Source organism: Nonomuraea sp. NPDC046570, from assembly GCF_040645915.1.
Lineage (GTDB): Bacteria > Actinomycetota > Actinomycetes > Streptosporangiales > Streptosporangiaceae > Nonomuraea.
Genome location: NZ_JBEYZF010000007.1, coordinates 117,247 through 141,543 on the forward strand (window position 1 = coordinate 117,247; position 24,297 = coordinate 141,543).

Consider the following 24,297-nt stretch of genomic DNA (forward strand, 5'->3'; position numbering starts at 1 on the left):
CATTGCCTCAGCGAGGTGGCGTGCCGTGCCAACTCGACCACAGGGCCGCGTACGAGCCGCCCGCCGCCACCAGTTCGTCGTGGGAGCCGAGTTCGCTGATGCGGCCGTCCTCCACGACCGCCACCCGGTCCGCGTCGTGGGCAGTGTAGAGGCGGTGGGCGATGGCGATGACGGTGCGGCCGTCGAGGACCGCGGCCAGGGAGCGCTCCAGGTTGCGGGCGGCGCGCGGGTCGATCAGCGAGGTGGCCTCGTCCAGCACCAGCGTGTGCGGGTCGGCGAGGACGAGCCTGGCCAGGGCGAGTTGCTGGGCGTGGGCGGGTGAGATGGCCGTGCCGCCCGAGCCGACCTCGGTGTCCAGGCCGTCCGGCAGCGCCTCGACCCACTCCAGCGCGTCGACGGCGCGCAGTGCGGCGGTGACCTGGTCGTCGGTGGAGTCCGGCCGGGCGATCAGCACGTTGTCGCGCAGGGTGCCGCGGAAGACGTGGTGCTCCTGGGTGACCAGGGCGACGTGGCCGCGCAGGTCGTCCAGCGGCAGGTCGACCAGCGGCGTGCCGCCGACGGTGACCGAACCGGCGCGCGGGCCGTGGATGCCCGCCAGCAGCCGCCCGAGCGTCGACTTGCCCGCGCCCGAGGGGCCGACCATGGCCAGCCGTTCGCCGGGCGCCACGGTCAGGTTCACGCCGTGCAGCACGTCGTGGCCCTCCCGGTAGGCGTAGCGGACGTCCGTGGCGGCGAGTTCCTCACCGGCGGGGCGGACCGCTCCGGCGACCCGGTCGTCGGGCACGTTGGCCACGCCGAGCAGGCGCGACATGGCCGCGCCGCCGACCTGCAGCTCGTCGATCCACATGAGGAAGCGGTCGAGCGGGTCGATGAGCTGCTGGGCGTACAGGGTGGCGGCGGTGACCTGGGCGAGCGTCACCCAGCCGTTGGTGTAGAACAGCCCGCCGACCAGCAGCGTCGCCACGATCGGGATCACGTAGCCGAGCTCCACCGCGGGGAACCAGCGCGTGCGCAGGCCGAGGGTGTAGCGCTCGGCGCCCCAGGACCTGCGGATGTCGTCGTCGGTACGGTCGCGCCGCCGCCGCTGCAGGTTCAGCGCCTCGACGGCCCTGGCGCCCTCGACGGTCTCGGCCAGTCCCTCGGTCATGTCCGCGTAGGCGGCGTTCTCCCGCAGGTAGCCGTCCCTGGCCCGGTTCAGATACCACCGCGTGGCCACCCAGATCACCGGTACGGCGAGCAGCATCGGCAGCATGAGCAGCGGGCTGACCAGCAGCAGCGCCCCGATCGTGATCACACAGGTGACGATCGCGATCAGCGTCTCTGGCACGGCGTGGCGCACCGTCCTGGACAGCGAGTCCACATCCCGCGAGGTCCTGGTGATCAGGTCTCCGGAACCGGCCCGCTCGACGGTCGAGAGGGGCAGCCCGAGCACCCGGTCCACGAACTCCTCGCGCAGCTCGGCGAGGACCTTCTCGCCCAGCCGGGAGGAGGCCAGCACGGCGAAGCGGACCAGCGCGGCCTGCCCGACCAGGAAGCCGCCGATGCCGAGGGCGACCAGGACCGGGGTGACGGGCTCGCCGTCCTGGACGTTCTGGACGAGCCGGCCGAGCTGCCACGGCACGGCCAGTCCGGCCACCGCGGCGAGCCCGTGCAGGAGCAGGGCGACGGTCAGCTGGCGCGGGTACTTCAGCGTGAGCCGCCTGGCGTAGGCGCGCACCTGCGCCTGGTCGGCGACCGGCAGGATCTCCCTGGCCATCAGTCCTCCCCCCTCGTCACGGTGGCGCGGTAGGCCGGGGCGGTCGCGAGCAGCTCGCGGTGGGCGCCTTCGGCGGACACGGTTCCGTCCTCGATGTAGATCACGTGGTCGGTGCGGTCGAGCACCAGCGGGCTGGTCGTGCAGACCAGCGTGGTCTTGCCGGCTCTGGCCTTGGCCAGGCGTTCGGCGATGCGCGCCTCGCTGTGCGCGTCGACGGCGCTGGTCGGCTCGACCAGGATGAGCACCTCCGGGTCGGCGATCAGCGCGCGGGCCAGCCGCAGGCGCTGCTGCTGGCCGCCGGAGAACTCGCGGCCGGCCTCGGCCACGTAGGCGTCCAGCCCGTCGGGCAGTGCTTCGACGATGTCGTCGGCGCAGGCGGCGTGCAGCGCCTGCCGCACGTCCTCGTCGGTGGCGCCGCCGCGGACGTCCAGTTCGGCGCGGAGGGTGCCGGTGAACAGGCGGGCGTGGTTGTCGGCGACCAGGATGCGCGAGCGGACCTCGGCGACGGGCAGGTCGGCCAGCGGCGTGCCGCCGAAGGTGACCTCGCCCTCGCTGTAGCGGCCGAGCCGGTCGGCGATCTCGATGGCGTCCTCGGGGCTGGCCGCCGCGATGGCGGTGAGCACGCCGGCCCTGACGGTGACGCCGCTCGCCTCGTCGCACAGGTCGCCGCCGTGGCTCTGGCCGGTGCCGCCGGAGACCTCGGGCTCGATCGACAGGATGCGGGTCACCCGGCGGGCGGCGACGTGGCCCTTGGTGAGCTTGTCGGCGGCCTCGGTGAGGGTGCGCATGGGGCCGATCAGGAAGACGGCGTAGCCGTAGATGGCGACGAGCTGTCCCACGGTGATCTCCTCGGCGACGGCGAAGGAGGCGCCGAGGCCGGTGACGATCGCGATGAGCACGCCGGGCAGCAGGATCTGGGCGCCTTCCAGCAGCGACTCGACGCCCGCGACGCGGACGCCGGCGTGCCGTACCCGCTGGGACTCCTCGCGGTAGCGCTGGGCGAAGACCTGTTCGCCGCCGACGCCGCGGAGCACCCGCAGGCCGGCCACGATGTCGGCGGCCCTGGTGGACAGTTCGCCGGACAGGTCGCGCTGCGCGTGCTGGCGGCGGTGCAGCGGCTTGAGCAGCGGGCTGACGGCGGCGGCCATGAGCGGAACGCCGAACAGCACGATCAGGCCGAGCGGCAGCGAGGTGGAGAGCAGGATCACGGTCACCGTGACGATCGCGACGATGGAGCCGGTGCCGCGCAGCAGGATGTCCATGGCGCTGCCGATGTGCGCGATGTCGGAGTTGCCGACGCTGACCACCTCGCCGGTCGACAGGCGCTTGGGCAGCGTGGCGCCGAGGCGGGTGGCGTGCCTGGTGGTGAGCTGGACGGTGCGGTAGGCGGCGGCCAGCCAGTTGTAGACGGCCATCCGGTGGCGCATGATGCCCGCGAAGGCCTGCAGGAGGCCCAGCGCTAACAGCACGGCCGACCAGGTGATCAGCGCGCCGGAGTCCTTGGCGGTGACGGCGTCGATGCCCTTGCCGAGGACGGCGGGGACGAGCGCCTGGCCGAGCCACCACAGGATCGCGAAGCCGATGCCCGTCAGCAGTGGTCTCGACTGCATGCGGGCGTTCCACCACAGGTACCGAAGCGGGCTGCGGATGTCAGGGGTGCCGGGATCGGCCTGAGGCAAGGAGCGCATAGCCGTTCAAGGCTGGCAAAGAACCCGCTGACCAGGCAAATCATTTTCGACCAGGTGTTTTACACTCTGTCACGGAACGCGGACCCGGTGTAGATGAGTGCCGCCAGTGCCGTGGCGGCGAGCAACAGGTAGCCGATGGTGTACGCGGAGGTGACGGTGTAGATAGCGCCCATGACCACCGGCGGGAAGTAGCCGCCGAGCCCGCCGGCGGCGCCGACCAGGCCGGTGACGGTCCCCACCCTGGACGGTTCGACGAGCTTGGCGACCAGTGCGAACACGCCGCCGGCGCCGAGTCCGAGGAAGGCGGCCATCAGCACGAAGCTGAGTCCGGCCGCGAACTCCAGCGGCGGCTTGAAGCTCAGCACGAGCGCCATGACGGCCGTCCCCGCGAGCGAGGCGAGCAGCACCCGCACGGCCCCGACCCGGTCGGACAGGATGCCGCCCACCGGCCTCGCGACGACGGCCGCGATGGAGAACCCGGCGGTGCGCAGGCCCGCCTCGGTCTGGACGAAGGCGTAGACGTTCTGCAGCAGCGTCGGCAGGTAGGTGGAGAAGGCGACGAACCCGCCGAAGCACACCGCGTACAGGAAGGCGCACTGCCAGGTGGCCGTGATCCTGGTGGCCTCGCGCATCCTCGGCAGGGCGGGCGCGACGGAGGGCTGCCAGGCGGGCGAGTCGCGGCAGAGCAGCAGCACGACCACGCCCAGGACGGCCAGCATGACGGCCATCAGCACATGCGTGGCGCCCCGGCCGATCCACTCGACCAGGCGCGGGGTGAAGAAGGCGGACAGCGCGGTGCCGCCCATGCCCGCGCCGAACACGCCGGTGGCGAAACCCCTGCGCTCCGGGGCGTACCAGGCGTTGACGAACGGGATGCCGACCGCGAACGAGGTGCCGGCGACACCCAGCAGGAACCCCCACAGCAGCAGCGCACCGTAGGAGTCCGCCCAGCCCACCAGCAGCACGGGGATGATGCTGAGGAAGCAGATGACGGGGAACATCACCCGCCCGCCGAGCCTGTCGGTGAGCACGCCCACCGGGATCCTGCCCAGCGACCCGACCAGCACGGGGATCGCGACCAGCATCGAGGTCTGCGTCGGGGACAGGCCGAGCAGCCTGCTGTAGCTCCCCGACAGGGGACCGATCAGGTTCCACGCCCAGAACGTCAGGGTGAACACGACCGTGGCGAGGACCAGGTTGCGTACCTGACCGTGACGGAGATCCGACATGCCACCCTGTGTACCAGATTCGTGACTGTGTGTGATGAACTGGGGTCATGACACAGGCGGAGGATCTTCTGCTGCGTACCGGACGGTTCTTTCGCAGGTCGCCCACCAGCGATGATCTGCGGACGATTCATCTGCGCGGCGGGCGCGAGGGGGACGCGTTCTACCGCGACCGGTGGAGTCATGTGAAGGTCGTCCGTTCGACCCACGGCGTGAACTGCACCGGCTCGTGCTCGTGGAAGGTGTACGTCAAGGACGGGATCATCACCTGGGAGACCCAGCAGACCGACTACCCGAGCGTCGGCCCCGACCGGCCCGAGTACGAGCCGCGCGGCTGCCCCCGGGGCGCGGCCTTCTCCTGGTACACCTACTCGCCGACCCGCGTCCGCTACCCGTACGCCCGCGGCCTGCTGGTCGAGATGTACGGCGAGGCCCGCCGCCGCGGCCTCAACCCCGTCGAAGCCTGGGCCGAGATCACTACAGACCCCGACAAGCGACGCGCCTACCAGTCCGCCCGGGGCAAGGGCGGCCTGGTCCGCGTCACCTGGGACCTGGCCACCGAGCTGATCGCCGCCGCCCACGTTCACACGATCAGCGCCTACGGCCCCGACCGGATCGCCGGGTTCTCCCCCATCCCGGCGATGTCGATGGTCTCGCACGCGATCGGCTCCCGCTTCGTCTCCCTGATCGGCGGCACCATGCTGTCGTTCTACGACTGGTACGCCGACCTGCCGGTGGCCTCGCCGCAGGTCTTCGGCGACCAGACCGACGTGCCGGAGTCGGCCGACTGGTGGGACGCCGCGTACCTGGTGCTGTGGGGCGCGAACGTGCCCGTCACCCGCACGCCGGACGCGCACTGGATGGCCGAGGCGCGCTACCGGGGGCAGAAGGTCGTCGTGGTCAGCCCCGACTACAGCGACGCGACCAAGTTCGCCGACGAGTGGCTGGCCATCAACCCGGGCACCGACGGCGCGCTGGCCATGGCGATGGGCCATGTGCTGCTCAAGGAGTTCTTCGTCGACCGCCAGGTCCCCTACTTCACCGACTATGTCAGGCGCTTCACCGATCTGCCCTTCCTGGTCCGCCTGCGCGAACGGGACGGCGTCCACGTGCCCGACAAGTTCCTCACCGCCGCCGACCTCGGCGACACCGGGGAGGGCGCGGCCTGGAAGACCGTGATGGCGACGGAGGACGGCGAGCCCTTCGTGCCCAACGGCTCGGTCGGCTTCCGCTGGACCGCCTCCGGCAAGGGCCGCTGGAACCTCGACCTGGACCACACCCCGGCCCTGTCGGTGTACGGCGAGGACGCGGTGGAGGTCGACCTGCCCCGCTTCGACCAGGGCCCCGGCGAGATGCGCCGCGGCGTCCCGGTCAGGCGCGTCGGCGACCACCTGGTCACCACCGTCTTCGACCTCATGCTCGCCCAGTACGGCGTGCCCCGCCCCGGCCTGCCCGGCGTCTGGCCCACCGGCTACGACGACGCGACGCAGCCGAACACGCCCGCCTGGCAGGAGCCGATCACCTCGGTCCCCGCGCAGCGGGCCGTGAAGATCGTCAGGGAGATGGCGGAGACCGCGGAGAAGACCCGCGGCCGGTGCATGATCGTGCTGGGCGCCGGGACCACCCAGTGGTTCCACGGCGACACGATGTACCGCGCGTTCCTGTCGCTGCTGCTGCTCACCGGCTGCCAGGGCGTCAACGGCGGTGGCTGGGCGCACTACGTGGGGCAGGAGAAGTGCCGGACGTTCACCGGCTGGGCGCAGCTCGCGGGCGCGCTCGACTGGTCGAGGCCGCCGAGGCAGACCCCGGGCACGCCGTTCTGGTACCTGCACACCGACCAGTGGCGCTACGACCGCTTCGACGCCGGGGAGCTCTGCTCGCCGCTCGGCCCCGGCACGTTCAACGGCGCGCACACCGCCGACCTGGTGTCCCAGGCGGTCCGCAGCGGCTGGATGCCGATGGCGCCCGCCTTCGACCGCAACCCGCTGGAGCTGGGCGAGGCCGAGGACCCGGTGGCCTACACGCGCGAGGAGCTGCGGGCGGGACGGCTGCGCCACGCCGCCGACGACCCCGACGACCCGCGCAACTGGCCGAGGGTGCTCACCATCTGGCGGTCGAACCTGCTGGGCTCCTCGGCCAAGGGCAACGAGTACTTCCTGCACCACCTGCTCGGCGCCGACTCCAGCCTGCCGAACCCCGACGAGCGGGCGCCGCGCGGCAAGGTGGACCTGCTGCTGTCGCTGGACTTCCGGATGACCTCCACGACGCTGTTCTCCGACATCGTGCTGCCGGCCGCCACCTGGTACGAGAAGCACGACCTGTCCTCGACCGACATGCACCCGTTCGTGCACGCGTTCTCGCCGGCGATCAATCCGCCGTGGGAGTCCAGGACCGACTTCTCGGCGTTCCACGCCATCGCGCGGGCCTTCAGCGAGATGGCGGGGGAGCATCTCGGGGTGCGGAAGGACGTGGTGTGCGTGCCGTACCAGCACGACACGCCCGGGGAGACGGCGCAGCCAGGGGGGCGGGCGCCCGGGGACGTGGTGCCGAACCTGGTGGTGGTGGAGCGGGACTACGGGGCCGTGGCGGACAAGCTGGCGGCGCTCGGGCCGCTGGCGGAGAAGGCGGGGCTGCCGGTCAAGGGGCTGACGTTCCGGCCTGAGCGCGAGGTGGCGTGGCTGGGGCAGCGCAACGGCGTGGCCGCCAACGGTGCGGCCAGGGGCCGGCCGCTGCTGGACACCGACGCCAAGTGCTGCGAGGCCATCCTGGCGCTGTCCGGCACCACGAACGGGCGGCTGGCCGTCCAGGGGTTCGCCGAGCTGGCCGAGCGCACCGGGCAGGACATGTCCGAGCTCATGCACGGCGACCACCGGGTCGTCTTCGCCGACACCCAGGCCCGGCCGCAGCACGTGGCCGCCAGCCCGGAATGGTCCGGCAAGGAGTCGCACGACCGCCGCTACTCCCCCTTCACCATCAACGTCGAGCACAGCAAGCCGTGGCACACGCTCACCGGCCGCATGCACTTCTTCCTGGACCACGACTGGATGCACGAGTACGGCGAGGCCCTGCCGGTCTACCGCCCGCCGCTGGACATCCTGGCCCTGTTCGGCGCCGAGCACGGCGACGGGCTCGTGGTGCGCTACCTGACGCCGCACTCCAAGTGGTCGATCCACTCGGAGTACCAGGACAACCTGCTGATGCTGACGCTGTCCCGGGGCGGCCCGACGATCTGGATGTCCGTCCAGGACGCCGAGCGGATCGGCGCGGCCGACAACGACTGGATCGAGGCGACCAACCGCAACGGCGTGGTCGTGGCGCGGGCCGTGGTCTCCCACCGGATGCCGCAGGGAACCGTGTTCATGTACCACGCCCAGGAACGGGTCATCGACGTGCCCAAGTCGGAGGCGAACGGGCGGCGCGGCGGCATCCACAACTCGCTGACCAGGGTGCTGATCAAGCCCACCCATATGATCGGCGGCTACGCCCAGCTCTGCTACGGCTTCAACTACCTCGGCCCCACCGGCAACCAGCGCGACGAGATCACCGTGATCCGTCGCAGGTCTCAGGATGTGGAGTACTGACATGCGGGTGATGGCCCAGATCGCCATGGTGATGAACCTGGACAAGTGCATCGGCTGCCATACGTGCTCGGTCACCTGCAAACAGACCTGGACCAACCGGGCGGGCATGGAGTACGTCTGGTTCAACAACGTCGAGACCCGCCCCGGCCAGGGCTACCCGCGCCGCTACGAGGACCAGGAACGCTGGCGCGGCGGCTGGGAGCTGGACCGGAGGGGACGGCTCAGGCTCAAGGCGGGCGGGCGGCTGAAGAAGCTGCTGACCATCTTCGCCAACCCGGTCATGCCGTCCATGCAGGACTACTACGAGCCGTGGACCTACGACTACGAGACGCTCATCAGGTCGCCGCTGTCCGACGACGTCCCGGTGGCCAGGCCGCGCTCGCTGCTGACCGGCGAGCCGACGAGCGTGCGGTGGAGCGCCAACTGGGACGACGACCTGGGCGGCGGCCCCGCGCTCGCCTCGGCCGACCCGATCGTGCAGCGGATCGGGGACAAGGTCAAGTTCGAGTTCGAGCAGGCGTTCATGTTCTACCTGCCGCGCATCTGCGAGCACTGCCTGAACCCGTCGTGCGTCGCCTCCTGCCCATCCGGCGCGATGTACAAGCGGGAGGAGGACGGGATCGTCCTGGTCGACCAGGACCGGTGCCGCGGGTGGCGGATGTGCGTGACCGGGTGCCCGTACAAGAAGGTGTACTTCAACCACAAGACCGGCAAGGCCGAGAAGTGCACGTTCTGCTATCCGAGGGTCGAGGTCGGGCTGCCGACGGTGTGCTCGGAGACGTGCGTGGGGCGGCTGCGCTACCTGGGCGTCATGCTCTACGACGCCGACCGGGTGGGCGAGGTGGCCGCCACCGCCGACGAGCGGAGTCTGTACGAGGCGCAGCTCACCCTGTTCGTCGACCCCGACGATCCGGCCGTGGCCGCCTCCGGGCTGCCCGCCGACTGGATCGAGGCGGCCCGCAGGTCGCCGGTCTACGACCTGATCGCGCGCTACCGGGTCGCGCTGCCGCTGCATCCGGAGTTCCGCACGCTGCCGATGGTCTGGTACGTCCCGCCGCTGTCGCCGATCGTGGACGCGCTGGCGGTCGGCGGGCACGACGGCGAGGACGCGGGCAACCTGTTCGGCGCGATCGAGTCGCTGCGCATCCCCATCGAGTACCTGGCCGAGCTGTTCACCGCCGGAGACCCGGTGCCGGTGCGGGTCTCGCTGCGGCGGCTCGCCGCGATGCGCTCCTACATGCGGGCGGTCAACCTCGGCGAGGAGCCGGTGCTGGCCGACGTCGGGCTGACCGAGCAGGAGATGCACGCCATGTACCGCCTGCTCGCCCTGGCCAAGTACGACGAGCGCTACGTGATCCCCACCGCCGCCGGGGTCGTGCCGGGCGCGGTCGAGGAGGTCGGCTGCAGCCTCGACTACGACGGCGGCCCCGGCATGCAGGGCCCGTTCGGCGAGACCTCGGGCCGCCCGGTGCCGGTGTCCATCGAGTCCTTCCATGGCCTCAAGCAGCGCCAGCGCGGCGACGAGGTCTCCCACGACCGGGTGAACCTCCTCAACTGGGACGGCAAGGGCGCCCCGGAGAAGCTGTTCCCACCAAAGAAAGGAGAGGGCGAATGAGCGCCCACGCCGTCGTACGGCAGGCCGCCGCGCACCTGCTCGCCTACCCTGACGAGCACTTCCGGCAGCGGCTGCCGATGATCCGCGCCGCCGCCGGACGGCACTACGCCGACTTCCTGCGCGAGATCGACCGGCTCGGGGCCGGCGAACTCGCCGCCCACTACGTGGAGACGTTCGACCTGCGGCGCCGGTGCTGCCTCTACCTGACCTACTACAGCGACGGCGACACCCGGCGCCGGGGCGAGTCGCTGACGGCGCTGAAGGCGCGCTACCGGGCGGCCGGGTGGGAGCTGTGCGAGGACGAGCTGCCCGACTACCTGCCGGTGGTGCTGGAGTTCGCGGCGCTCGATCCGGCGGGCGAGGAGATCCTGCGCGAGCATCGGGCCGGGCTGGAGCTGCTGCGGACGGCGCTGCACGAGCGGCGGTCGCCGTACGGGCTGCTGGTCGACACGGTGGCGGCGACGCTGCCGCCGGTCACCGACGCGGAGCGGGCCGCCGCGCTGCTGCTGGCGCGGCAGGGGCCGCCCGCCGAGTCCGTGGGGGTGTACCGATGACCTGGGCCGAGGTCGCCCTGTGGGTGGTCCTGCCGTACCTCACGCTGGTGATCCTGGTCGGCGGGCTGATCTGGCGCTACAAGTACGACAGGTTCGGCTGGACGACGCGCTCCTCGCAGCTCTACGAGAGCAGGATGCTGCGGATCGGCAGCCCGCTGTTCCACTTCGGCCTGCTGTTCGTGATCCTCGGGCATGTCGTCGGGCTGCTGATCCCCGAGAGCTGGACCGCCGCGGTCGGCGTCTCCGACTCGCTGTACCACGTCAACGCGCTGATCGTCGGCGGTATCGCCGGGTTCTGCACGCTCGCCGGGATCGCGCTGCTGATCTACCGCAGACGCACCACCGGCCCCGTCTTCATGGCCACCACCCGCAACGACAAGCTGATGTACGTCGTGCTGGTCGCCGCCATCGTCGCCGGGCTGGTCACCACCGTGTACAGCACGGTGAGCCCCGGCACCGACTACCGGCAGACCGTCTCGCCGTGGTTCCGCGGCGTCTTCGTGCTGCAGCCCGACGCCGTGGCCATGACGCGGGCCGACTGGACGTTCAAGCTGCACGCCGTCATCGGCATGCTGCTGTTCGCCCTCTTCCCGTTCACCCGCCTGGTGCACGCCTTCTCCGCGCCGATCGGCTACCTCTTCCGGCCGTACATCGTCTACCGCAGCCGCGACTGACCCCGGCTGCGAGAGGATCGGCGCCTATGAGGCGGCCGGCTGGCAGGAGTAGCGTTCAAGGACGAACCACTGGATCACCCGCGCCCAGCAGCGTGGGCAGGTCGACCAGGAGGACGTCCCCGCGGCGGCGGGCCGTGGCGATCAGGTCGGGGTGGAAGCCCTCCGTCGAGAAGACGGCCAGCACGGTCGGCGAAGTGTCGTGACCGTGCTGCGCCAGAAGATCCTTCAGGCGGTCCAACCGATCGAGATCCGCCGTGGTCCTCCTGGTCAGCGTGGCCTTGGCCTCCCCTATCAGGCTGACCCCGGCCCGGCCGGACCTCCTGTCCAGCGCGATGACGTCGATCTCGTGCTTGGCCTGCCCTTTGCTGTCGTTGACGACCGTCGCGCTGACCAGCCCGGCGTGGCCGCGGATGGCGGGGTCCGGGTGTGCGCGCAGCCAGTCCCTGGCGCACTCCTCGAAGTGCGGTCCGAGGATGCGCGAGGTGAACGTCGGCCGTGCCCGTTCCCACGCCTGCGCCCGCTGCTCGGTGGCGACGAGGTCGCGCTGCGGGACGGTGACGAGGTTGTGGAACCGGATGATGGGGTCCGCGATGGTGATCACCGGCCGCCGCTCCCACAGGGGGTCGGACTCATGTCGCAGGTAGCCCGCGCTCACCAGCGCCTCGATGGGCCGAGTCAGCGACGCCCTGCCCTGCTCCAGCAGGCCACCGATCTTGGCGGGGCTGGTCGCGCCGGCCGCCACCGCGTTGAGGATGGAGTAGTGCAGCGCGCTGCCGGTGAACTTGGGATCTTCCCGTAGCAGGTACTCCGCCTCGCTCGCCGAGAAGAGCGCCTGTCGCGGGTCGAGGACCGTACCGGCCACCCAGGCGTCCAGTTCCGCCGTCGTGCGTGGTGGCGCGATGTTGGCCAGGCTTCGGTATCCCGGCGAGCCGCCGAGGATGGCGTGCAGGCGCAGCGCGGTGGCCGCGTCGTCGACTCCCCAGTGCCGGGCGGTCGTGGCCAGATCGAACGGCCGCAGGCGGAGGTCTATCGCCGCACGGCCGCGCAACGCCTTGGCCCCGGACAGCAGGTGGTCCATCACCGACATCGCCGAACCGCACACGATGACGCGCCCGCCCGCGTGCCCCTGCCCGGCCTGCGACCTGTCGTAGAGCAGTTGGAGGAGGCCGGGAAGCTCGGGCGAGTGCGCCATCCAGTACGGCAGCTCGTCGATGACCAGCAGGCCCTGCGGCCCGGAGCTCCGGATGGTCAGGTCGATCGCCGTGGTCAGCAGGGACTCCCAATCCGCGTCCCCAAGAAGATCAGGACCGATCCCCGCATACCTGGCGATCTCCCCCGCGAACCGCCGCCGGGCCGCGACCACACTCTCCTCGGCGACAGCGGTGACGTAGAGCCCTCCGCTCGCCTCGGCCAGCGCCCGCAGAAGGTAGCTCTTGCCCACCCTGCGGCGCCCGGACACCACACCCAGCCGCAGGTGGTCGTCGTGGTGGCCGAGGAACTGCGTGAGCGCCGACCACTCCTCGTCCCTGGCCAGCACCCGATCCGGCTTGCGCATAGCTGTCACCTCTTTTGTATGTTTCCAAGCATACAAAAGAGAGCCGTGCCCTCGTTGACGGCACGGCTCGCGTGGGCCGAGCTAGTTGGCCTTCAGGTAGTCGGCGTTCATGCGGGCGATCGTGTCCAGGGGGATGCCCTTGGGGCAGACCGCGGTGCACTCGCCGGTGTTGGTGCAGCCGCCGAAGCCCTCGGCGTCCATCTGGTCCACCATCGCCTTGGCCCGGGTGAGCCGCTCGGGCTGGCCCTGCGGGAGCAGGCTCAGGTGGGTGATCTTGGCGGCGGTGAAGAGGGAGGCCGAGCCGTTCGGGCAGGCCGCCACGCAGGCGCCGCAGCCGATGCAGGTGGCCGCGTCGAAGGCGTCGTCGGCGTCCTCCTTGCGGACCGGCACACTGTGCGCGTCGGGCGCGGATCCGGCGGGTACGGAGACGAAGCCGCCGGCCTGGATGATGCGGTCGAACGCCGAGCGGTCCACCACCAGGTCCTTCACCACCGGGAACGGCGCGGCGCGCCACGGCTCGATGGTGATGGTGGCGCCGTCCTCGAAGTGGCGCATGTGCAGCTGGCAGGTCGTGGTGGCGACCTGCTCGCCGTGCGCGACGCCGTTGATGACCATGCCGCACATGCCGCAGATGCCCTCGCGGCAGTCGTGGTCGAACGCGATCGGGTCGTCGCCACTCAGGATGAGCTGCTCGTTCACGACGTCGAGCATCTCCAGGAAGGACATGTCAGGCGACACATCCTTAGCCTGATAAGTCACCATACGTCCGGAGTCTGAGGGGCCGTGCTGGCGCCAGACCTTGAGAGTGAGGTCCATTACTTGTAGCTCCGCTGGGTCATCTTGACGTAGTCGTACTCGAGCGGTTCCTTGTGCAGCACGGGCTCGCCCTCCGGCGAGTACTCCCAGGCCGACACGTGCGCGAAGTGCTCGTCGTCGCGCAGCGCCTCGCCGTCGGCGTCCTGCGACTCGGCGCGGAAGTGGCCGCCGCACGACTCGGTGCGGATCAGCGCGTCCAGGCACATCAGCTCGGCCAGGTCGAAGAAGTCGGCGACGCGGCCGGCCTTCTCCAGCACCTGGTTCAGCTCCTCGGCGGTACCGGAGACCTTGACGTTGTTCCAGAACTCCTCGCGCAGCTCGGGGATCCGCTCCAGCGCCTTGCGCAGCGACTCCTCGGTACGCTCCATGCCGCAGTAGTCCCACATGAGCTTGCCCAGCTCGCGGTGGAAGGAGTCGGGCGTACGGGTGCCGTTGACCGCCATCAGCCGGTCGATCTTCGTCCGTACCCTGATCTCGGCCTCGGCGACGGCCTCCTCGTCGACCTCGCCGTACGGGCCGCTCGCCAGGTAGTCGCCGATCGTCGTCGGCAGCACGAAGTAGCCGTCGGCCAGGCCCTGCATCAGCGCGGAGGCGCCGAGCCGGTTGGCGCCGTGGTCGGAGAAGTTCGCCTCGCCGATCACGAACAGGCCGGGGATGGTGGACTGCAGGTCGTAGTCCACCCACAGGCCGCCCATCGTGTAGTGCACGGCGGGGTAGATGCGCATCGGCGTGTCGTAGGGGTTCTCCCCGGTGATCCGCTCGTACATCTCGAACAGGTTGCCGTACTTCTTCTGCACGGCGTCCCGGCCGAGCCGGTTGATCGCGTCGCGGAAGTCGAGGTACACGCCCAGCCCGCCGGGGCCGACGCCGCGGCCCTCGTCGCAGACGTTCTTGGCGGCGCGCGAGGCGATGTCACGCGGCACCAGGTTGCCGAAGGCCGGGTAGATGCGCTCCAGGTAGTAGTCGCGCTCGTCCTCGGGGATGTCCGCCGGGAACCGGTCGTCGCCCTTGCGCAGCGGCACCCACACCCGGCCGTCGTTGCGCAGCGACTCCGACATCAGCGTCAGCTTCGACTGGTACTCGCCGGAGACCGGGATACAGGTCGGGTGGATCTGCGTGTAGCAGGGGTTGGCGAAGTACGCGCCCCGCTCGTGCGCCCGCCAGATGGCCGTGGTGTTGCAGCCCTTGGCGTTCGTGGACAGGAAGAACACGTTGCCGTAGCCGCCGGAGGCGAGCACGACCGCGTCGGCCAGGTGCCGCTCGATCTCGCCGGTCACCATGTCGCGAACGATGACCCCGCGCGCCCGGCCGTCGGAGACGATCAGGTCGAGCATCTCGTGCCGGGTGTGCATCTCCACGGTCCCGGCCGCGATCTGCCGCTCCAGCGCCTGGTAGGCGCCGAGCAGGAGCTGCTGACCCGTCTGGCCGCGGGCGTAGAAGGTGCGCGAGACCTGGGCGCCGCCGAAGGAGCGGGTGTCGAGCAGCCCGCCGTACTCGCGGGCGAACGGCACGCCCTGCGCCACGGCCTGGTCGATGATGTTCACGCTCACCTGGGCGAGGCGGTAGACGTTCGACTCGCGGGCGCGGAAGTCGCCGCCCTTCACCGTGTCGTAGAACAGCCGGTAGATCGAGTCGCCGTCGCCCCGGTAGTTCTTCGCGGCGTTGATGCCGCCCTGCGCGGCGATGGAGTGCGCGCGCCTGGGCGTGTCCTGGTAGCAGAAGGACTTGACGTTGTAGCCGAGCTCGCCGAGCGTCGCCGCGGCCGAGCCGCCCGCCAGGCCGGTGCCGACCACGATGACGTTGAGCTTGCGCTTGTTGGCCGGGTTGACCAGCTTGGCGTTGAACTTCCGCTTCTCCCAGCGCTCCTCGATGGGACCCTCGGGAGCCTTGGTGTCCCGGATGTCCGAGCCCTCGGTGTACTTCACTTGATCACTCCGAACGTGATGGCGAGGGGCGGCGCGAGGAAGCCGATGACCAGGACCGCGGAGAGCAGCGCCGCGGTGCCCTTGAGCGCCTTGTAGCGGGCGCCGTTGGCCAGGCCGAGCGTCTGGAACGCGCTCCACACACCGTGCCTCAGGTGCAGGCCGACCATGACGACGGCGATCACGTAGATGAGCGTGACCCACCAGCGCGAGGCGTCGAATCCGGCGACCATCCGGTCGGCGGGGCTGGCGTCGAAGCCCTTCGGGTTGACCACACCGAAGGTCAGGTCCAGCAGGTGCCAGATCACGAAGAGCAGGATGGTGACGCCGCCGTACCGCATGATGTGCGTGGCGTAGCCGCCGGCCTGCGACTTCTTGGCGACGTACTTCACCGGCCGTGCCTTGCGCGCCCGGCGCGACAGCGAGATCGCGGCCCAGATGTGCAGCACCACGGAGACGCCGAGGACGACCTCGACGATGGTCAGCAGGGTGCGGTACGGCGCGAGCGGCTCCAGCAGGGTGCGCAGCGCGTGCGCGTACTCGTTGAACGAGTCCCGGCCGATGAAGATCTTGAGGTTGCCGACCATGTGTCCGATGAGGAAGAGGACCATGACGGCACCCGTGACGGCCATCACGACCTTCTTGCCGTTCGACGAGCCCAGGAACCCGCCGGACTTCTTGGGCGTTGGGCGCTTCGATGAAGCACCCTTGGGGGAGGTAACCGGCGCGGTGGCGGACCCGCGCTCAATCGTGGCTGTCACGCCTTCCGACGCTAGGCACCCCGCAGGGTTCCGTCCAAGTCATCACCGATCTGGTTTCCATAGCCTACGGCTATGACCCCTTCATCCGTACGGCTGGCGGCCCGGAGCCGTGACCTCGGATGCGATCAATCTCACACCGCGAACCCACACGAAACGTGTTCTGGCGATAGCCGTACGCTATGAAGACCATGCAGCTCCAGCAGCTCGCCTACTTCGTCGCCGTGGCGGAGACGAGGCACTTCACCCAGGCCGCCGAACGGATGCGCGTCGCGCAGCCGTCGCTGAGCAAACAGATCAAGGCGCTGGAGGCCGAGCTGGGCGCGCCGCTGCTGTCCAGGGCGCGGGGCAACGTCACCCTGACCGCCGCCGGCGAGGCACTGCTGCCGCTGGCCAGGCGCATGCTGGCGGACGCCGACAGCGCCCGCCAGGAGGTGGCCGAGCTGGCGGGCCTGCGCCGCGGCAGGGTACGGCTGGGCGCCACCCCCTCACTCTGCGCGGGACTGCTGGCCGACGCGCTGGCCCGCTTCCACCGCGACTACCCGGGCATCGAGCTGCTGGTCGAGGAGGGCGGCTCGCGGGATCTGGTCCGCGTCCTGGCCCGTGGGCAGCTCGACCTCGCGTTGCTCATCATGCCGCTGCAGAGCGACGACCCCTCCCTGGTCACCGAGGAGATACTGCGCGAGAACCTGGTCGTCGTCTCCCCCTCGCACGAGCGCCCGCACCGCGCCCACCTGCGCATCGAGGACCTGCGCGGCCGGCCCATGGTGATGTTCAGGCACGGCTACGACCTGCGCGAGGCGACGCTGAGCGCCTGCCGCCAGGCCGGGTTCGAGCCGCGTTTCGCGGTCGAGGGCGGTGAGATGGACGCCGTGCTGCGATTCGTCGAGGCGGGGCTGGGCGTGGCCGTGGTGCCGTCGATGGTGCTCGACGGGCGCCCGGGGCTGACCGGCACCCCGCTCGCCCCTCCCGGCTTGCGGCGCACCGTGGCGCTGGCCCACCGCAAGGACGTCGAACCTACCCGCGCGGCCCAGGCGTTCCGCGCCACCCTGCTGTTCTTCCTGGCCGAGGCGGCCCATGAGGGCACCCTTCCCCAGGGCGTCGAGCTCATCGCTGGTGCACAATAGGATCCGTCGCCCTGCCACCCGCGATCAATGCCAGAATTGTCCAAGAACCCTTCTCCCCCGAAGAGGCGTGTGTGACGGCGACGCTTTCGGTGACACTGACGCTGCTCCTCATCGAGGACGACGCAGGCGACGCTTTTCTGGTCGAAGAACTCCTCAAGCAAGCCGAGGCACCCCCGAAGATCATCTGGGCGCGCAGTCTCGCCGAGGCGCGTACCCGGCTCACCGATGAAGTGCAGTGCGTCCTCGTCGACCTGTCCCTGCCCGACGCCCACGGCCTCGAAGCCCTCGAACAGGTCCTGGAGCTGGCACCCCCGCACGCCGCCGTCCTGGTGCTCACCGGACTGCGCGACGTCCAGGTGGGCGTCGACGCGGTCCAGGCCGGCGCCCAGGACTACCTCGTCAAGCAGGACGTCGACGCGCGACTGCTGGCCAGGTCCGTCCGGTACGCCATGGAGCGCAAGCGGGCCGACCTGGCCCAGCGCCGCCTGGTCGAGGCCGACCTGCTGGCCCAGGAGAACTCCCGCCTGGAACACGGCCTGCTGCCCACCCCCCTGCTGCACACCCGCGCGCTCGACCACGTCACCCGCTACCTGCCGGGCCGCGAGCGCACCCTGCTGGCCGGCGACTTCTACGACACCGTGGAGACGCCCGACGGGTCGGTGCACATCGTGGTCGGCGACGTCTGCGGGCACGGCCCCGACGAGGCGGCGCTGGGCGTGGCCCTGCGCATCGCCTGGCGCACCCTGGTGCTGTCCGGCCAGTCCGGCGACCGGCTGCTGCGTACGCTGGACAAACTGCTGCGCCTGGAACGCAACGCCCCGGAGATCTTCACCACGCTCTGCACCGTGACCATCGCCCCCGACCTGCGCAGCGCCGCCATGCAGGTGGTCGGCCACCCGCCGCCGGTGCTGGTCCGCGGCGGCGTCGCCGACCTGGTGCCGAACGCGCCCTCGGGCCCGCCCCTGGGCATCTTCCCCGACGTCGAGTGGACCGTTCTGGACGTGCCGCTGGGCGACGACTGGTCGATGATGCTGTACACCGACGGCCTGATCGAGGCCACCGTCGGCGGCGCCGAACTGCTCGGCACCGACGGCCTGCTCAGCGTGGTCCGCGCGCACGGCTCGATCGACCTCGACCGGCTGATCAGCCACGTCGACTCGCTCACCGACGACCTGGCGGTCGTCCTGGTGAGCAGGAGGAGGGCACCATGAATCTGCGCCCGTTGCCGCCGCCCAGGGAACCGAGCGGGATCGGCAGGCTGCCCGTCGGCCGGTGGTTCCTGTTCGGCGGCGGGGTCATCGCCGTGACCTTCGTCGTCGCCGCCGTGATCGCCTGGATGATGATCTCCGCCTCGATGGAGCTGCAGCCGCGCCCCGAGGTCCAGGCCCAGCTCGAACGGCTCAACATCGCGCTGATCGGGCTCTTCGTCGTGGTGATCCTGGGCGGGGCCGCGCTGGCGCTGATCGTCCGCTTCACCGTCCTACGGCCCATCGAGCAGCTCGCCGAGCAGGTGCGCGCGGTCGCCGCCGGGGACTTCGACCGCAAACTGTACGTCGACCGGCCGGCCGAGCTGGCGGAGCTGTCCAGCCACGTCGACTCCATGCGGCGGCGCATCGTCACCGCCTGGCGCACCGCCGAGGAGCAGAGTGAGGAGCTGCGCAGGTCCAACGGGGATCTGGAGCAGTTCGCCTACGTGGCCAGCCATGACCTGCAGGAGCCGCTGCGCAAGGTGGCCAGCTTCACCCAGATACTGGAGCAGCGGTACGGCGACCAGCTCGACGACCGCGCCAAGCAGTACATCGCCTACGCCGTCGACGGCGCCAAGCGCATGCAGCTGCTGATCAACGACCTGCTCGACTTCTCCAGGGTCGGCCGGGTGGGCGGGGAACGGGTGCCGACCGCCTCCGGCGACGCGCTGCAGGCCGCGCTGGACAACCTCTCCGCCCCGATCGCCGACTCCGAGGCGCAAATCATCTGGGACGATCTGCCCGAGGTGGTCGGCAACCGGGTGCTGCTGACCCAGCTCTTCCAGAACCTGGTCGGCAACGCGCTGAAGTTCCGCTCCGAGCTGCCGCCCAGGATCGAGATCGGCGCGCGGCGGGTGAGCGGCGACCTGTGGGAGTTCCATTGCTCGGACAACGGGATCGGCGTCGAGGCGAAGTACGCCGACCGCATCTTCCTGATCTTCCAGCGGCTGCATCCCCGGGACGTCTATCCGGGCACGGGCATCGGCCTGGCCCTGTGCAGGAAGATCGTGGAGTACCACGGGGGCACCATGTGGCTCGACGACTCCGCGGAGCAGGGCACGACCTTCCGCTGGACCCTGCCCGCGACGGGAGAGACCGATGAATGACCTGCGGCCGATAGAGGTGCTGCTGGTGGAGGACGACCAGGCCGACATCGTCCTCACCCAGGAGGCCTTCGAGCTGAACAAGCTGCGCAACCGGCTGCACGTCGTCAACGACGGCGAGCAGGCGATGGCGTTCCTGCGGCAGGAGGGCGGCTACGCCGGGGTGCCGCGGCCCGACCTGGTGCTGCTGGACCTCAACCTGCCCAGGATGGACGGGATGGAGGTGCTCAGCGAGGTCAAGGCCGACCCCGGCCTCAGGTCGATCCCGGTGGTCGTGCTGACCACCTCCGAGGCCGAGGAGGACATCCTGCGCAGCTATCACCTGCACGCCAACGCCTACGTCACCAAGCCGGTCGACCTGACGCAGTTCATCAAGATCGTGCAGAAGATCGACGACTTCTTCGTGACCGTGGTGAAGCTCCCGACGGGCGCGTAGTCAGCGCGGGGTCAGCAGCCAGTGCCAGTCGTCGGGGCCGTCGGAGGCGACGTTCGGCGAGAGCCGGGTGCTGCGCTCGCCGTCCACGCTCACCAGCACCAGGCCGTTGCGGAACTCGTCGTCGCACACGTCGGCGCAGCCGAGCGCGATGAGGTTGTCGTCGGCCCAGGCGAGCAGCTGCAGCACCCGCTGGTTGCCCGCGACGTCCGGCGGTACATCGCCTGCCGGACGTACGCCTCGGGCGCGTCGATCGTGCTCCAGCGGGTGACCGCCTTGCTCAGCGCCGTCTGCACCAGGTCTTCGGCGGCGTGCTGGTCGCCTCCGGTGAGCAGGTATCCGAGCCGCATGAGCGCCAGGGACCGAGCCGAGACGAACTCGCGGAATCGCCGCTCTTGTTCGGCGTCCACTCCACCTCCAGGAATCGTTGACGTCCTTGAGACGCGGGGAGGGGGTGGTGGCTATGCGTGCCGTACCACAGGAGGAATATGGACATATGCGGATATTTCACAGAAGGGGCAGGCTGGGGGTGACAACAATCACACACCCGGGTGGAAATACTCGGTGACCCTTCTCACACCCGGCAGGGTTGATCGGCGTAACGTATCTCCACCGATAGGCGCGTGAGACGTCCACGGCGGGTAGTTGAACTCGACCGCACGCGCGACACAAATGAACCCGGACCCCACGGCGAGCAGGGTCCGCGGGAGGTGGAGAGGTCCGCGATGACCCAGACGACGCCTGAGAACCAGGTCAGGAGACAACGCGCGCAGATCAAGGTGCGCACGCTCCGTACGGACAGTTGGTGGCTTGCCCCCCTGCTGACGTTCCTGGGGCTCAGCTCATTCCTTGTTTACGGTTTTTGGGCGATCTTCGACGGATCCTACTTCGTCGATCCGTACATCGCCCCGTTCTCGTCGCCCTGTCTGGCGACGTCCTGCACCGAGGGAGCGCGCTTCCTCGGCCTCACCCCGTTCGGCGACTGGTACACCCTGCCGCCCGGCCTGCTGATCCTCGGCCTGCCCGGCGGCTTCCGGCTGACCTGCTACTACTACCGCAAGTCCTACTACCGGGCGTTCTGGCTGTCGCCGTCCGCGTGCGCGGTCCAGGAACCGCACGGGAAGTACACCGGCGAGACCCGCTTCCCGCTGATCTTCCAGAACATCCACCGCTACTTCTTCTACCTCGCGCTGGTGATCGGTGGCGTCCTCACCTACGACGCGATCCTGGCCCTCATCCACAAGCCACTCGGTGTCGGCACCTGGCTCCTGATCCTCAACGCCGTCCTGATCTTCGCCTACACGCTGGGCTGCCACTCCTGCCGGCACATCACCGCGGGACGGCTCAACCACTTCTCCCGGCACCCCGTGCGCTACAAGGCCTGGACCATCGTCTCCAAGCTCAACGCCAAGCACCAGCAACTCGCCTGGGCGTCGATGTTCTCGGTGATGGGCGCGGACCTCTATGTCCGCCTGGTCGCCAAGGGCATCATCCTCTTCCCGTACGCATAAGGATCTTCAGTGGAAATCGAGCGTCACGAGTACGACGTCGTCGTCATCGGCGCCGGCGGGGCCGGGCTGCGGGCGGCGATCGAGGCTCGCCAGCAGGGTAAGCGCACCGCCATCGTCTGCAAGTCGCTGTTCGGCAAGGCCCACACGGTCATGGCCGAAGGCGGCGCCGCCGCCGCGATGGGCAACGTCAACAGCGACGACAACTGGATGGTGCACTTCCGTGACACCATGCGCGGCGGCAAGTTCCTGAACAACTGGCGGATGGCCGAGCTGCACGCCAAGGAGGCCCCCGACCGGGTCTGGGAGCTGGAGGCCTGGGGCGCGCTGTTCGACCGCACCAAGGACGGCAAGATCAGCCAGCGCAACTTCGGCGGCCACGAGTACCCCCGGCTCGCCCATGTCGGCGACCGCACCGGCCTGGAGCTCATCCGCACCCTCCAGCAGCGCGTCGTCGCCCTGCAGCAGGAGGACTACGAGACGCACGGCGACTACGAGGCCTTCATCAAGGTCTTCGCTGAGTGCACCGTCACCCGCCTGCTCAAGGACGGGCCCGCCATCTCCGGCGCGTTCGGCTACTGGCGGGAGACCGGCAACCTCGTCCTGTTCGACGCCCCGGCCGTGGTGCTGGCCACCGGCGGCATCGGCAAGTCCTACGTGGTCACCTCCAACTCCTGGGAGTACACCGGAGACGGCCACGCGCTGGCCCTGCTGGCCGGCGCGAACCTGATCAACATGGAGTTCATCCAGTTCCACCCCACCGGGATGGTCTGGCCGCCCTCCGTGCGCGGCATCCTCGTCACCGAGTCCGTCCGCGGCGACGGCGGCGTGCTGCGCAACTCCGAGGGCAAGCGCTTCATGTTCGACTACATCCCCGAGGTGTTCAAGGACAAGTACGCCACCACCGAGGAGGAGGGCGACCGCTGGTACACCGACCAGGCCAACAACCGCCGTCCCCCGGAGCTGCTGCCGCGCGACGAGGTGGCCCGCGCGATCAACGCCGAGGTGAAGGCGGGCCGGGGATCGCCGCAGGGCGGCGTCTTCCTCGACGTCTCCACCCGCCTGCCCGCCGCCGAGATCGTCAGGCGACTGCCGTCGATGCACCACCAGTTCAAGGAACTGGCCGACGTCGACATCACCAGCGAGCCCATGCAGGTGGGCCCGACCTGCCACTACATCATGGGCGGCGTCGAGGTGGACGCCGACACCGGGGCCGCGGCCGTACCCGGGCTGTTCGCCGCCGGCGAGGTGTCCGGCGGCATGCACGGCTCCAACCGGCTCGGCGGCAACTCCCTGTCCGACCTGCTGGTCTTCGGCCGCAGGGCCGGAGCGGGCGCCGCCACCTACATCGACGGCCTCAGCGCCCGCCCGAAGGTCTCCCAGGACGCGATCGACAGCGCCAAGGAGGAGGCGCTGGCCCCGCTGGAGCGCAGCGGCGAGAACCCCTACGAGGTGCACCACGAACTGCAGCGCACCATGAACGAGCTGGTCGGCATCATCCGCAAGGCGGAGGAGGTCGGCGAGGCCCTGGAGGTCGTGGAGAAGCTCAAGGAGCGGGTGCAGCGGGTCGGCGCGGCCGGCAGCCGCATCTACAACCCCGGCTGGCACCTCGCCCTCGACCTGCGCAACATGCTGCTGGTCTCGGAGTGCGTGGCCAGGGCGGCGCTGCTGCGCCAGGAGAGCCGTGGCGGGCACACCCGCGACGACTACCCGGCCATGTCCCCCGAGTGGCGGCGCAAGCTGCTCGTCTGCGCGACCTCGGACGGCACGTCGATCAGCGTCGAGGAGAAGACTCAGCCCTCGATGCGCGACGACCTCATCTCCCTGTTCGACAGGGACGAGCTGAAGAAGTACCTCACCGACGAAGAGATGGCCGAGTTCGACGGGATCCAGTCATGAGTTACAAGGCGAAGTTCAAGGTCTGGCGCGGAGAGGGCGGCGAGGGCAAGCTCGAGGACTTCACCGTCGAGGTGAACGAGGGCGAGGTCGTCCTCGACATCATCCACAGGCTCCAGGCCACCCAGACACCCGACCTGGCCGTACGGTGGAACTGCAAGGCCGGCAAGTGCGGGTCGTGCTCCATGGAGATCAACGGCAAGCCAAGCCTGGGCTGTATGACCCGGATGTCCACCTTCACCGAGGACGAGACGATCACCGTCACGCCCATGCGCACCTTCCCGGTGATCAAGGACCTGGTGTGCGACGTGTCGTTCAACTACCAGAAGGCCCGGGAGATCCCCTCCTTCACGCCGCCCGCCGACGTGAAGCCGGGCGAGTACCGGATGAAGCAGGTCGACGTCGAGCGGTCCCAGGAGTTCCGCAAGTGCATCGAGTGCTTCATGTGCAACAACGTCTGTCACGTGATCCGCGACCACGAGGAGAACAAGCCCGCGTTCGCCGGGCCGCGCTTCCTCATGCGGATCGCCGAGCTGGACATGCACCCCTATGACGTGGCCGACCGCCAGGAGGCCGCGCAGAAGGAGCACGGGCTGGGCTACTGCAACATCACCAAGTGCTGCACCGAGGTCTGCCCCGAGCACATCAAGATCACTGACAACGCGCTGATCCCGATGAAGGAACGCGTCGTCGACCGCAAGTACGACCCGCTGGTCTGGCTCGGCAACAAGATCCTCCGCCGCCCGAACCGCTGATCCCCTCCCCCGAGAGGCCGGTCCCCCCACGACCGGCCTCTCGGGGGCTCATCCCTGCCCCCTACGCCTAGGACCGAGATTCC

The 24,297-nt window shown here is 69.9% G+C and carries 19 protein-coding genes; 11 read left to right on the top strand and 8 right to left on the bottom strand.

The annotated features are described in order from the left end of the window. Positions 1 to 7: 7 nt before the first annotated feature. The 3 genes from ABZ911_RS14115 to ABZ911_RS14125 are packed head-to-tail and all read right to left on the bottom strand — an operon-like array spanning position 8 to position 4,673. Positions 8 to 1,756: an ABC transporter ATP-binding protein gene (locus ABZ911_RS14115; RefSeq protein ID WP_358054951.1), complete on the bottom strand. Its 1,749-nt coding sequence runs from the start codon at positions 1,754 to 1,756 to the stop codon at positions 8 to 10. Next, entirely contained in the window at positions 1,756 to 3,444 is a 1,689-nt protein-coding gene (locus ABZ911_RS14120; protein WP_358054953.1) for an ABC transporter ATP-binding protein, read from the bottom strand. Before ABZ911_RS14120 ends, ABZ911_RS14115 begins: the two co-directional genes overlap by 1 nt. 59 nt (positions 3,445 to 3,503) lie before the next feature. Beyond that, positions 3,504 to 4,673 (bottom strand): MFS transporter, encoded by a 1,170-nt coding sequence (locus ABZ911_RS14125; protein ID WP_358054955.1) that lies wholly within the window; start codon positions 4,671 to 4,673, stop codon positions 3,504 to 3,506. Between the two features lie 47 nt (positions 4,674 to 4,720). On the opposite strand from ABZ911_RS14125, the gene ABZ911_RS14130 reads away from it, so the two are divergent. Genes ABZ911_RS14130 through narI form a run of 4 tightly spaced genes read left to right on the top strand, consistent with a single transcriptional unit; the run spans position 4,721 to position 11,094 of the window. Then, the gene (locus tag ABZ911_RS14130; protein WP_358054957.1) at positions 4,721 to 8,251 is read left to right on the top strand and encodes a nitrate reductase subunit alpha; all 3,531 of its coding nucleotides are present in this window, start codon (positions 4,721 to 4,723) and stop codon (positions 8,249 to 8,251) included. Between the two features lies 1 nt (position 8,252). Next, the gene (narH, locus tag ABZ911_RS14135; RefSeq protein ID WP_358054959.1) at positions 8,253 to 9,866 is read left to right on the top strand and encodes a nitrate reductase subunit beta; all 1,614 of its coding nucleotides are present in this window, start codon (positions 8,253 to 8,255) and stop codon (positions 9,864 to 9,866) included. Continuing rightward, positions 9,863 to 10,420, top strand: coding sequence for a nitrate reductase molybdenum cofactor assembly chaperone (gene narJ, locus ABZ911_RS14140; RefSeq protein ID WP_358054961.1), 558 nt, complete (start codon positions 9,863 to 9,865; stop codon positions 10,418 to 10,420). The genes narH and narJ overlap by 4 nt, the downstream gene beginning before the upstream one ends. Continuing rightward, positions 10,417 to 11,094 carry a respiratory nitrate reductase subunit gamma gene (gene narI / locus ABZ911_RS14145; protein ID WP_358054963.1) on the top strand — a complete coding sequence of 226 codons (678 nt, stop codon included), beginning with the start codon at positions 10,417 to 10,419 and terminating at the stop codon, positions 11,092 to 11,094. The genes narJ and narI overlap by 4 nt, the downstream gene beginning before the upstream one ends. Positions 11,095 to 11,149: 55 nt before the next feature. Here the strand turns inward: narI and ABZ911_RS14150 are convergent, their stop codons facing one another. The 4 genes from ABZ911_RS14150 to ABZ911_RS14165 form a co-directional block, all read right to left on the bottom strand. After that, the gene (locus tag ABZ911_RS14150) at positions 11,150 to 12,649 is read right to left on the bottom strand and encodes an ATP-binding protein (RefSeq protein ID WP_358054965.1); all 1,500 of its coding nucleotides are present in this window, start codon (positions 12,647 to 12,649) and stop codon (positions 11,150 to 11,152) included. 81 nt (positions 12,650 to 12,730) lie between these two features. Then, the gene (locus ABZ911_RS14155; protein ID WP_358054967.1) at positions 12,731 to 13,465 is read right to left on the bottom strand and encodes a succinate dehydrogenase/fumarate reductase iron-sulfur subunit; all 735 of its coding nucleotides are present in this window, start codon (positions 13,463 to 13,465) and stop codon (positions 12,731 to 12,733) included. Beyond that, positions 13,465 to 15,390 (bottom strand): fumarate reductase/succinate dehydrogenase flavoprotein subunit, encoded by a 1,926-nt coding sequence (locus ABZ911_RS14160; RefSeq protein ID WP_358054969.1) that lies wholly within the window; start codon positions 15,388 to 15,390, stop codon positions 13,465 to 13,467. The genes ABZ911_RS14155 and ABZ911_RS14160 overlap by 1 nt, the downstream gene beginning before the upstream one ends. Further along, positions 15,387 to 16,148, bottom strand: coding sequence for a succinate dehydrogenase cytochrome b subunit (locus ABZ911_RS14165; protein WP_358054971.1), 762 nt, complete (start codon positions 16,146 to 16,148; stop codon positions 15,387 to 15,389). Before ABZ911_RS14165 ends, ABZ911_RS14160 begins: the two co-directional genes overlap by 4 nt. A 188-nt stretch (positions 16,149 to 16,336) precedes the next feature. Between ABZ911_RS14165 and ABZ911_RS14170 the strand changes: the two genes are divergently transcribed. The 4 genes from ABZ911_RS14170 (at position 16,337) to ABZ911_RS14185 (ending at position 20,058) form a co-directional block, all read left to right on the top strand. Then, positions 16,337 to 17,272 (top strand): LysR substrate-binding domain-containing protein, encoded by a 936-nt coding sequence (locus ABZ911_RS14170; RefSeq protein ID WP_358055357.1) that lies wholly within the window; start codon positions 16,337 to 16,339, stop codon positions 17,270 to 17,272. Positions 17,273 to 17,343: 71 nt separating this feature from the next. Further along, a complete protein-coding gene (locus tag ABZ911_RS14175; protein WP_358054973.1) occupies positions 17,344 to 18,483 on the top strand; it encodes a SpoIIE family protein phosphatase in 1,140 nt (379 codons plus the stop codon). Beyond that, positions 18,480 to 19,625: an ATP-binding protein gene (locus ABZ911_RS14180; RefSeq protein ID WP_358054975.1), complete on the top strand. Its 1,146-nt coding sequence runs from the start codon at positions 18,480 to 18,482 to the stop codon at positions 19,623 to 19,625. Before ABZ911_RS14175 ends, ABZ911_RS14180 begins: the two co-directional genes overlap by 4 nt. Beyond that, on the top strand, positions 19,618 to 20,058 hold the full coding sequence (locus ABZ911_RS14185) for a response regulator (RefSeq protein WP_358054977.1): 441 nt from the start codon (positions 19,618 to 19,620) through the stop codon (positions 20,056 to 20,058). The genes ABZ911_RS14180 and ABZ911_RS14185 overlap by 8 nt, the downstream gene beginning before the upstream one ends. Here the strand turns inward: ABZ911_RS14185 and ABZ911_RS14190 are convergent, their stop codons facing one another. Continuing rightward, the gene (locus ABZ911_RS14190; protein ID WP_358054979.1) at positions 20,059 to 20,244 is read right to left on the bottom strand and encodes a hypothetical protein; all 186 of its coding nucleotides are present in this window, start codon (positions 20,242 to 20,244) and stop codon (positions 20,059 to 20,061) included. Between the two features lie 536 nt (positions 20,245 to 20,780). Here ABZ911_RS14190 and ABZ911_RS14195 point away from each other — a divergent pair. From ABZ911_RS14195 to ABZ911_RS14205, 3 genes are read left to right on the top strand one after another with little or no spacing between them, the layout of a single operon-like run. Further along, positions 20,781 to 21,566 (top strand): hypothetical protein, encoded by a 786-nt coding sequence (locus ABZ911_RS14195; RefSeq protein ID WP_358054981.1) that lies wholly within the window; start codon positions 20,781 to 20,783, stop codon positions 21,564 to 21,566. 9 nt (positions 21,567 to 21,575) lie between these two features. Beyond that, positions 21,576 to 23,462 (top strand): fumarate reductase/succinate dehydrogenase flavoprotein subunit, encoded by a 1,887-nt coding sequence (locus ABZ911_RS14200; RefSeq protein ID WP_358054983.1) that lies wholly within the window; start codon positions 21,576 to 21,578, stop codon positions 23,460 to 23,462. Beyond that, the gene (locus ABZ911_RS14205) at positions 23,459 to 24,214 is read left to right on the top strand and encodes a succinate dehydrogenase/fumarate reductase iron-sulfur subunit (RefSeq protein WP_358054985.1); all 756 of its coding nucleotides are present in this window, start codon (positions 23,459 to 23,461) and stop codon (positions 24,212 to 24,214) included. The genes ABZ911_RS14200 and ABZ911_RS14205 overlap by 4 nt, the downstream gene beginning before the upstream one ends. The last annotated feature ends 83 nt before the right edge of the window (positions 24,215 to 24,297 follow it).

Coding starts and splice junctions, on each gene's coding strand:
- ABZ911_RS14150 (WP_358054965.1), bottom strand. CDS start 12,649: ATGCGCAAGCCGGATCGGGTGCTGGCCAGGGACGAGGAGTGGTCGGCG.
- ABZ911_RS14130 (WP_358054957.1), top strand. CDS start 4,721: ATGACACAGGCGGAGGATCTTCTGCTGCGTACCGGACGGTTCTTTCGC.
- ABZ911_RS14195 (WP_358054981.1), top strand. CDS start 20,781: ATGACCCAGACGACGCCTGAGAACCAGGTCAGGAGACAACGCGCGCAG.
- ABZ911_RS14115 (WP_358054951.1), bottom strand. CDS start 1,756: ATGGCCAGGGAGATCCTGCCGGTCGCCGACCAGGCGCAGGTGCGCGCC.
- ABZ911_RS14170 (WP_358055357.1), top strand. CDS start 16,337: ATGCAGCTCCAGCAGCTCGCCTACTTCGTCGCCGTGGCGGAGACGAGG.
- ABZ911_RS14180 (WP_358054975.1), top strand. CDS start 18,480: ATGAATCTGCGCCCGTTGCCGCCGCCCAGGGAACCGAGCGGGATCGGC.
- narJ (WP_358054961.1), top strand. CDS start 9,863: ATGAGCGCCCACGCCGTCGTACGGCAGGCCGCCGCGCACCTGCTCGCC.
- narH (WP_358054959.1), top strand. CDS start 8,253: ATGCGGGTGATGGCCCAGATCGCCATGGTGATGAACCTGGACAAGTGC.
- ABZ911_RS14205 (WP_358054985.1), top strand. CDS start 23,459: ATGAGTTACAAGGCGAAGTTCAAGGTCTGGCGCGGAGAGGGCGGCGAG.
- ABZ911_RS14120 (WP_358054953.1), bottom strand. CDS start 3,444: ATGCGCTCCTTGCCTCAGGCCGATCCCGGCACCCCTGACATCCGCAGC.
- ABZ911_RS14185 (WP_358054977.1), top strand. CDS start 19,618: ATGAATGACCTGCGGCCGATAGAGGTGCTGCTGGTGGAGGACGACCAG.
- ABZ911_RS14155 (WP_358054967.1), bottom strand. CDS start 13,465: ATGGACCTCACTCTCAAGGTCTGGCGCCAGCACGGCCCCTCAGACTCC.
- narI (WP_358054963.1), top strand. CDS start 10,417: ATGACCTGGGCCGAGGTCGCCCTGTGGGTGGTCCTGCCGTACCTCACG.
- ABZ911_RS14125 (WP_358054955.1), bottom strand. CDS start 4,673: ATGTCGGATCTCCGTCACGGTCAGGTACGCAACCTGGTCCTCGCCACG.